The sequence below is a fragment of the Novosphingobium sp. CCH12-A3 genome, from assembly GCF_001556015.1.
In the GTDB taxonomy this organism is placed as follows: domain Bacteria; phylum Pseudomonadota; class Alphaproteobacteria; order Sphingomonadales; family Sphingomonadaceae; genus Novosphingobium; species Novosphingobium subterraneum.
The window spans coordinates 20,217-28,754 of the sequence record NZ_LSIA01000013.1; the positions used below are offsets into that span (position 1 = coordinate 20,217).

8 protein-coding genes are annotated in these 8,538 nt (G+C 63.0%); 2 read left to right on the forward strand and 6 right to left on the reverse strand.

Annotated features, from left to right (window positions below; genetic code table 11):
* Position 1: 1 nt before the first annotated feature.
* Both AX703_RS00670 and AX703_RS00675 read left to right on the forward strand, forming a co-directional pair.
* Positions 2-415 carry a GtrA family protein gene (locus AX703_RS00670; protein WP_062341882.1) on the forward strand — a complete coding sequence of 138 codons (414 nt, stop codon included), beginning with the start codon at positions 2-4 and terminating at the stop codon, positions 413-415.
* On the forward strand, positions 412-2,208 hold the full coding sequence (locus tag AX703_RS00675) for a hypothetical protein (RefSeq protein WP_062341884.1): 1,797 nt from the start codon (positions 412-414) through the stop codon (positions 2,206-2,208). Before AX703_RS00670 ends, AX703_RS00675 begins: the two co-directional genes overlap by 4 nt.
* Here AX703_RS00675 and AX703_RS00680 read toward each other — a convergent pair.
* The 6 genes from AX703_RS00680 to AX703_RS00705 all read right to left on the reverse strand — a co-directional run bounded on the left by AX703_RS00680 (position 2,180) and on the right by AX703_RS00705 (position 8,484).
* Positions 2,180-3,661, reverse strand: coding sequence for a tetratricopeptide repeat-containing sulfotransferase family protein (locus tag AX703_RS00680; protein WP_062341887.1), 1,482 nt, complete (start codon positions 3,659-3,661; stop codon positions 2,180-2,182). The two genes, AX703_RS00675 and AX703_RS00680, sit on opposite strands and share 29 nt — an antisense overlap.
* A gap of 159 nt (positions 3,662-3,820) precedes the next feature.
* Positions 3,821-5,932, reverse strand: a complete 2,112-nt coding sequence (locus AX703_RS00685) for a TonB-dependent receptor (RefSeq protein ID WP_062341889.1) — start codon at positions 5,930-5,932, stop codon at positions 3,821-3,823.
* A gap of 252 nt (positions 5,933-6,184) precedes the next feature.
* Complete coding sequence (locus AX703_RS28145) at positions 6,185-6,625, reverse strand: TonB-dependent receptor plug domain-containing protein (RefSeq protein ID WP_062341891.1); 441 nt, start codon at positions 6,623-6,625, stop codon at positions 6,185-6,187.
* The gene (locus AX703_RS28150; RefSeq protein WP_062341893.1) at positions 6,626-6,853 is read right to left on the reverse strand and encodes a carboxypeptidase-like regulatory domain-containing protein; all 228 of its coding nucleotides are present in this window, start codon (positions 6,851-6,853) and stop codon (positions 6,626-6,628) included.
* Positions 6,854-7,430: 577 nt separating this feature from the next.
* Complete coding sequence (locus AX703_RS00700; protein ID WP_062341894.1) at positions 7,431-8,273, reverse strand: M23 family metallopeptidase; 843 nt, start codon at positions 8,271-8,273, stop codon at positions 7,431-7,433.
* A gap of 10 nt (positions 8,274-8,283) precedes the next feature.
* On the reverse strand, positions 8,284-8,484 hold the full coding sequence (locus tag AX703_RS00705; protein ID WP_039333112.1) for a DUF2093 domain-containing protein: 201 nt from the start codon (positions 8,482-8,484) through the stop codon (positions 8,284-8,286).
* Positions 8,485-8,538 lie beyond the last annotated feature (54 nt).

An 8,538-nucleotide genomic window follows, 5' to 3' on the forward strand; every position in this document is an offset into this window, starting at 1 on the left:
GATGACCGGGACGATCCTGCCGATGATCGATCGCCTGCGCCGCGTGATGCTCCTTCGCTACCTGCTCGCCAGCGTCGGGGCGCTGGCCGTGGACGTCGGCTCGTTCCTTGCCCTGCTGGCGGTGGGGATTGCACCGGTGATCGCTTCGGCGAGCGGCTATTCGCTTGGCATAGTAGCGCACTGGCTGCTTTCGAGCCGCACGGTCTTTACCGATACGGTTGCCGCAGAGCGCGGCGCGCGCACGCGGCAGAAGGCGCTTTTCGTTGGTTCGGCCCTTGTCGGGCTGGCGTTGACGACCCTGATCGTCGGAGCCGGTACCGCGCTCGGTCTTGATTCGCGCTTGTCGAAGCTGATCGCCGTGGGGGCAAGCTTCACGACGACATGGCTGCTCAGAAAGCGGGTTGTCTTCCAGTGAGCTACCGCAATTCCGGCCAATCGCCGGGAGAGCGCAGCGCTGCGATTCTCTGGCGCGGCGTGTTGCTGGCGTGGGTTGCGATCAGCCTGTTGATGCTGGTTGGTAGCGGTGGCAGGCTGTCGCCGGCGAATTTCGTCGACGGCGATGATGCGTTGCGCCTGCAGCAGGTCCGCGACCTGCTGGGCGGGCAGGCCTGGTTCGACCTTCGCCAATACCGCATTGCGCCGCCCGATGGCGTGGCGATGCACTGGACCCGCGTTGTCGACATCCCGATCGCGGCAATGATCCTGCTGTTGCGTCCGCTGTTGGGGCAGGGGCTGGCAGAGAGCATCGCGATTGTCATTGTGCCGCTGCTGAACCTTCTGGCGGCAATGGCGCTGGCAGCGCGGCTGGCAGCAAGACAGTTCGGCCCACGCATCGGTATCGTCGCAGCCCTGCTGGTGGCAGCGGCGGTGCCGGCATCGTTCCGCATGATGCCGTTGCGAATAGATCACCACGCCATGCAGTTCGTGCTTGCGCTGGTTGCATTGAACGGCCTGTTTGCCTGTGCATCCCGGATCGGCGCGGCCATGGCCGGAGCGGCGCTGGCATTGGCACTGGCGATATCGCTCGAATCGCTTCCTCTGGCCGTGATCGTCGGCGGGCTTTGCACCTTGCGCCTGTGGCGAGGCCAGGGCGAGTGGCTGATCGGGTATCTGCTGAGCCTGTCCGTGGCGAGCCTTGCCCTGTTCCTGGCAACGCGGGGCCTTGCCGATCTGGCGCAGCATTGCGATGCCGTTTCGCCTGTCCACGTCGCGGCGCTGCTGTGGATGGGTGGCGGCGCAGCGACCGTCCTGCCGCGGCTACGCGACCGCCCGCCGTTGGTTAGCCTGCTTGCCGTGGGCCTGATCGGAGCAGGGGCTGTCGGCATTGCTGCGGCGTGGGCGCCGCAGTGCCTTGGCGGAGACGCTTTCGCTTCGGTCGATCCGCTGGTGCGCAAGGTCTGGCTAGAATCCGTGCTCGAGGGCCTGCCGGTGTGGCGACAGGAGCCGGGTTTTGCGGCAACCATCATCCTGCTGCCGCTATTCGGCCTGATTGCCTGCCTGCGACTTTTCAAGCGCGCGGCGGACCGCGCGGCGCAGCTGTTCTGGTTCGACTACGCGCTGCTGTTGCTTGGCGCGACCCTGGTCGGCCTGCTTGTGGCGCGCGCATCGGGAGTATCGTGCCTTTTTGCGACCGTGCCTGCGGCGTGGCAGGTTGCAGAGCAGTTCGCCCGCTGGCGGCAGGATTCCCTTCTGGTCCGCCGCATGGGCAGGGTGGTGGTAATGGTCACGCTGCTCTTGCCGGGCGTGCTGGTGGATCAGGCGGCGCGGCTGCTTGCCCCGGGAGGACAGGCTTCAGCAGGCCGGGCGCAGGGCGAGGTGGCCCTTGGCTGCGATTTCTCCAAGGCCGTGCCAGCACTGGAAGCAATTCCCCCGCAGACGCTGCTCATGGGGCTCGACATCGGGCCGACCCTGCTGGTCATGACCCGGCACAAGGTCATCGCGACGGCCCACCACCGTGCAGACACCGCCATTCGCGATGTGATCGAGGCTTTTCTGGGACCGGACGAAGCGGCGCGGCTGATCATGGCGCGACGCGGGGCGACCATGGTGGTGATTTGCCCCGGCGGTAGCGAGGCGCGGTTCTATGCGGAGAAGACACCTGACGGGTTCATTGCCCACCTCATGTCCGGCAGGACTCCGCCCTGGCTCCAGCCGGTGCCCATGCCGGCCGCAGGTGGGGTCAAGGCGTGGCGGGTGCAGCCGCGGTGATCGCGGAATAGCGTTCGATGAACGGCACCAAGTGAGCGCGGTAAGGATCCGCCGCGCCGATTGCACCTGTATTGATCGGTTCGCGCACCTGCATAACGCTGGCCGTTGAAACAACGCGTTTGGTCTCGTGCGGGCGGAACACTTGTGGCTCGGCTGCGAGGCCGCAGTGGTCGAGAATGCGCGGGATCTCGGTTTCGGGCGACTCAACCAGCTTCTGATAGTCGACCGCGAGGATACGATCCGGGAACAAGGCAGACCAATGCCGAAACAGTTCGTCCTCCAGCGCAAAATGCGTGGCGATGTCCTCAAGGTTCCATGACCAGTCGAGGCCGTGGATGAAGTAGGTGCGGTAGGCAGACCATGCGCAGTCGACAGCATCACGGCGCAGCCAAATGACGGGTGCCTTGGGCAGGAGGGCGGCGATAAGCCCCATGAACCGGCTGGTGTTGAGCGCCTTGTCTACGAAGCGCCCCTCCTTGCCGAAGCGTTCCTGACCGAGATGCAGGTACAGCGAGGCGAGATCATCGGCCTTGCCGCCGCGGGCGAGATATTCGGTCAGTCCGCGCGCGGAAAGCGATTCGAGGTCACGGCGGACAACGGCCATGCGCCCAAGTTCTTCGCCGCCGCTGACGGTCGAATGGCTGACGAGGATCTGTTCGACAAGCGTTGTGCCCGAACGCGGCAGGCCAGTGACGAAGATGGGTTGGGCAGTGTCCACCGTTATCTGGTCATTGATGCGGCAAACCAGTTCACGGTCAAAGCCCTGGCGGCACTCCTGCGCATCGCGCAAGTCCGATGCCGCGTCGTAAGCACGCCAGGTGCGGACAAGGTCTGCACCTGCGGAGAAGTGCCGGAAGGCTGATTCAGCTTCGCGACGATCAAAGTGTACGCGGCCGGCAGCGTAGTGGAAGTGTGCGCGCTCAAGGTCGGGGGCTTTGGCCATGGCGGGTTCTGCCGACAGGATGCGGTCGCCGATCTGATCCCCAGCCTTGCGCTTTCGTGCCGCGGCAAGCGAGAGCATCGCCTGACCAAGTGCCGGATCGCCGTCCAGCGCCGCAAGCAGGTGATGCTCCGCCTGATCGATTTCTCCGAGGTTCACGGCGATGGTGCCGCGAATGTAATGATGACCGGATGGCGTAGGGACGCCGAAGGGCACCTGACCCATGGTCTGCCACGCCTGCTCAAGCATCCCGGTCTGCGCAAGCATGGCGGCCTGGGCAAACCGCGCGTGAGGATCGGACGGGCGGTGTTCGGCATAGCGCCGCATCGCCGTGTGCGCGGCGGCATACTCGCCATTGGTCTGCATGACGCGCGCGATCGATTGCCAGCGGTCACCCAGCGGAGGATTGCCCGCGATCAGCCGGAACGCGGCATCGTTGGCATCTCGGCGGCTGCCCTTTTCGAGTGCCGCCACGAACCGGCGCAACTGGGTGACAGCTTCATCTTCGGTCATTGCGGAGGGTACTTTCTGATCTGCGCGAAGTGGAGGTTCTATGCCCAGCGATGCGCTCGCCAGCAAGCAAAGGCTCGATCGAACGCCGCTCATAAAAAAGGGGCGCCCCGAAGGACGCCCCATTCTCTATCGGGACTGAAGTCCGTCGACAGGTACGGCTTATTCGCCGTTCTTGCCGCCGAAGCGCATCGTCCAGGTGAAGCGCACCTGGCGCGGAGCCTGGAAGCCGGTCGGCAGACGGTAGTCGGAGCGGATAGCACCCGAGTCCGTTTCGCCAAATTCGACGAAGTCCGTCTTCGACTTCCAGTTGAAGACGTTGAACACGTCTACGCGGAAGTTCGAGTTCGCCAGGGCTTCGCCGAGCTCGAACTGGAAGCCCAGATCGAGGTTCTTGTTCCAATCGCTCTTGAACGCGGTGCCGCGCGGAACGAGCACGCTGTCAGTCGATCCACCATTGCCCTTCGGATTTGCGCAGTAGAACGACGCGGCACCGTACTGCGAAGCGAAGAAGTCGCTCGGATGGACGCCGACGCAGCTGAAGCTGCGCGGTGACTGCACGGTGAGGTTACCACCGATGCGCAGCCAGTCGACCGGCTTCCACGAACCGAACAGCTTGAAGGTGTGCTCGCGGTTGTTCGCAAGAATACCGTTCGAACCATCAACCAGACCAGGCTGGTCGAAGTCCTGCGTCAGGCCGGCGTCGTCCTGGTTGTTGTCGGACTTGACCGAACCTTCGTAGTTACCGCGAAGCTTCTGGTAGGTGTAGCTGAAGTCGAAGCCCCAGGTTCCGTTGAACGCCTTTGAAGCGGTGAATTCGACCGAGTCATACTTGCGCGATGCGCGCGGGTAACCAAGGTCAGCCGCCGAAAGCGTGACAACGCCGGTGGTGCCGGGCTTGGACGGATCGCCATCAAGACGCACGGTGATCGGTTCACCCGGATTGGCCAGAACATACTGGTGGAAGCCGGACCAGATCGGGCTGCCCGACGAGGTCGTGCAGTCCAGTCCCTTCGATTCGCAGTACTTGTTGACGGCTGCGTCGATCGCAACGTCTTCCAGCGTCTGCTTCAGACGACGGTTGATGTAGCGAATGCCAAAGGTCCAGTCATCCATGCGATGGGTCAGACCGATGATGAACTCGTCCTGATACATCGGCTTGAGATTGGACGAGACCAGCGTGTCCGTCGGGCCGGCGATGCCGTCCGAGAATACGGTGCGGCACTTCTGGCCGGCGCCGGGACCGAAGTCCGGGCAGTTGAGTCCATTAGCAGCCGTCAGCGAACCGAGTACCGGAGCGCCTGATGCGGTGAACTGCTGACCGATCGGAATGCCGTTCGCGTCATAGTTCGATCCAACCACGCCCGGAGCATAGGCGAAGCGCTGCTCGTAGAACGTTTCCGCTCCGCCAAGGCGGATGTTGGTGTTGGTAGCGACCGGCAGATAATAGCGACCCCAGAACGCCTGGATCTTGGTCAGCTTGTCACCGAAGACGTCGAACGAAGCGCCGAGACGCGGAGCCCACTGGTTCTTCAGATCGACATACTTGGCGCCGGTGATCGAGAAGTTCTCGAACCGGTCGTTACGCACACCGAGCTGCAGGTTCAGGCGGTCGTTCAACAGATCCCAGCTGTCCTGCGCATAGAACGCGGTCTGCTTCGTCTTGAAGAAGCCCTCGTTGAGGTAGGTACGCGCCCGGATGTAAGTTCCGGTGAAGCGATAGATGCGGTCACCGGTATAGAAGGTGTTCTCGGTTACCGACAGGTCTTCGCGGTCAAAGCCGAAGCGGAAGTGGTGCTGACCGAGCAGGTTGACATAGAGGTCAGCATCGAGGCGCATGACCTTACGCAGGTCCGAACCATCCGTCGGCGAAACGGGAACACCGGCGATTGTGCTGAGAGCCGTGGTCTTGTTGCCATTGGCATCGAAGGCCAGCTGCGTCTGCACGATCGGTCCAGCGAGTTCGCCGCCGGCGATCACGTCGGAACGGCGATAGCGGTTTTCACCGTAGGCGCCCGACAGGGTGAAGAAATCGGTGAACTGTCCAGTGTACTGGACGATCCAGTTCTTGCCGCCGATCTTGTTGACTTCGCGGCCTTCCTTCACGCCGCCGGTAATGATGCCCTTGCGGTCAGTACCGGTGCCGTCAACGTTGTAGTAGTCAAAGTTGATCGTGCGTTCGTCGGACCAGAAGGTGCCTTCAACGCGGTGACCGTCAAACGGAATGAAGTCGAGCTTGCCGCCGTAGAAAGGCGTGCTCGACTTGCTGCGCACGCGATAGCCGGTCGAAGGTGCGGTATCTTCCGTTTCGCGGTAGCGCGGCGTGACGAGCCCGTAGAAGAACAGGCGATCCTTGATCAGCGGACCCGAAGCGTAGAAGTTCGCTTCGATCGATTCGCGATAGTCGCGCTGGTTGAGCGACTTGAGCTTGCCCGAGGGATCTTGGAAGGTGTTCGGCGAATCTTCGCTGAGGAAGTTCGGGGTGTAGGCGATGACAGCGCCATATTCGAAGTTGTTCGAACCCGACTAGGTAACGGCCGAGGTCACGCCACCCAGGGCGCGGCCATATTCGGCCGACCAGCCACCGGTCTTCACGTCGAACGTGCGGTAGAACTCGAAGGGAACGACGTTGTTACCGACGAAGGTACGGAAGTTCGTCGTGTTCAGACCGTTCACGTAGTAGCTGTTTTCGGCGATCGACGCGCCGCCGAAGCTGACGCAGTCCGGGCAGTCGGCAAAGCCGGTGTCGCCCGCGTTGGTGCCGGGAGCAAGCAGGATCAGGGCCGACTGCGAACGAGCAATCGGAACGCTCTCGGCAACATCCTGGACGTTGAGCGTCAGACCCGAGGTGTTCTGCGCGAAGTCGTTGGTGCGGACGCGCGTGCCGGTGACGACGATGGCGCCGCCGGTATCGGCCGAGGCTTCACCGGTGGTGTAGCTGTAGGAGTTGTTCGCACCGGCGTTCACCTAAGCGGCGTTGTCCTGAACCACCACGGCCCCGTTTGCGGTAACGGTTACCGCGTAGGTGCCGGTTGGCAGCGCAGTTGCCCGGAACTGGCCGCTCGAATCGGTGGTGGTCGTGCGGGTGAAACCCTGTTCGTTCGAACGGATGGTGACTTCCGCTCCGACAACGGGAGCGCCCGCCTGATCCGTCACGGTGCCGACGAGGTTACCGCGAGTGTAGTCCTGCGCCATGGCAGGCGCGACGAAGGCGGCCGAGCCGGCGAAACCGCGACGACCAGCGCCAAGGGCGCGGCGCTCGCACGGAGCGCAGAGAAGGTTTTGATGTTCACGTGTCCAGTCCCTTTTGTCCTGAATCCTGCACAGCCAGCAAGAGCTGTGCAGGCCCTTTCCCGTATCGCCAAAACCCTAACAACGCGCTTTGGAGCGAAGCTTGGGCCCCCTTGGCAAACGGGCAAGATGCATCTGTTTGGCTGAAATGATCGGGACCATCAAAACACGATTGTCAGTTACGAAATGAATCCGAAACATGTGTAGCGAAACTGCCACACCGCCTTTGGGTCAGGTAAGGTAAGGCCGGATTTCCGTAACTTACGGGTGATGCACAGAAATTACACTCCCACCCCGTTCACTTGCCATTAATTTCAAAGGTGACGGTTTCGGGTGAAACAACGCTGCGAACATAGGGATAAAGGCGTTGCAGCTGATACCAGAATCCCGATGGCGGTTTCGTTCCATCGGCAACCGGGCATAAAAGGAAAACGAACCGCCGGTGATGAGGGCTACCTGCGCAAAGGGCCGTGAATGCGGCCTACGTCTGGTCAGGAAGAAAAAGCAGCGGGTCGATCCGACTGGCCTGCCATTTCATCGACCAATGCAGGTGCGGGCCGGTCGCACGACCGGTGGCACCGATTCGGCCCAGCGGCGTGCCTTGGGCAACCTTGTCCCCTTCGCGCACCAGAAGTTCGGAGGCATGGAGAAAGGCACTGTTGAGGCCCATGCCATGGTCGAGCATCAGCAGTCGGCCTTCGAGGCTGAACGGGCTCTGCGCGGCAAGCGTCACGATACCCTCGGCCGGTGCGACATACGTCGTGCCTGCGCCACCGGCGATGTCGAGCCCGGAGTGATAGGCAGCCGGTTCGCCCTTGTAGATGCGCTGGGAGCCGAAACGCCCGGAGAAGCGGCCCGGCGCGGGGCGGATGAAGCTCTGCCGCCAGCCCTGTGCGCCGGTATCGACCGCACGGGCGGCGGCGATGCGGGCGAGTTCGGCACGGCGCAGGCGGAGGTATTCCTCGCTGGTCACGCCACCTGGCTTGCGGGCGACGTTGATGTGCTCGATCTGCCAGGCGCGCGGGGCAATGGCCAGTTCGCTGACGGACGTTTGGCCGCTTTCCAGTGTCAGCTCGATGCGGGCAACCGGGCCAGCGTCGCGATCGAAAGCGAGAAGGAATGTCCGGTCGCTTGCGAACGGGATTGGTTTGCCGTCAAGCCTGAGTGCGGTTGATTGATGCCAAACGCGGCCCCGCATCCAACCGCCCTGCATGATGCGGCTTTGTGGTTCGATCGTCAGCGGCGTGATCGGGCTGAGGCCCCGCGCACCAGTCGCCGCCAATGCGGCAACTCCGGTGAGGAATGCGCGCCGTGGCAGGATCATTGCCAGCTCCTCAGCCTTCGAGATGGCGTCGCGTCGAGATTTCGGCGGTGGCGTAGGCCTCCTGCCGCTGCGCGCACCAGTAGCGCAGCGCATCGAGCGGGATCTTCTCGCCCGAGACGGCGCAGACGACATGATCGCCGCCCGATAGCTGGCGGAAGGAGCCGGGGAGGTAGTGAAGGCGCGCGAGGCGGCCGGATTGGGACATCAGCATTGGGGCAATGTAATCCCTTAAGCCCTTCAGAACAATTCCTGCTGTCCCTCGGGC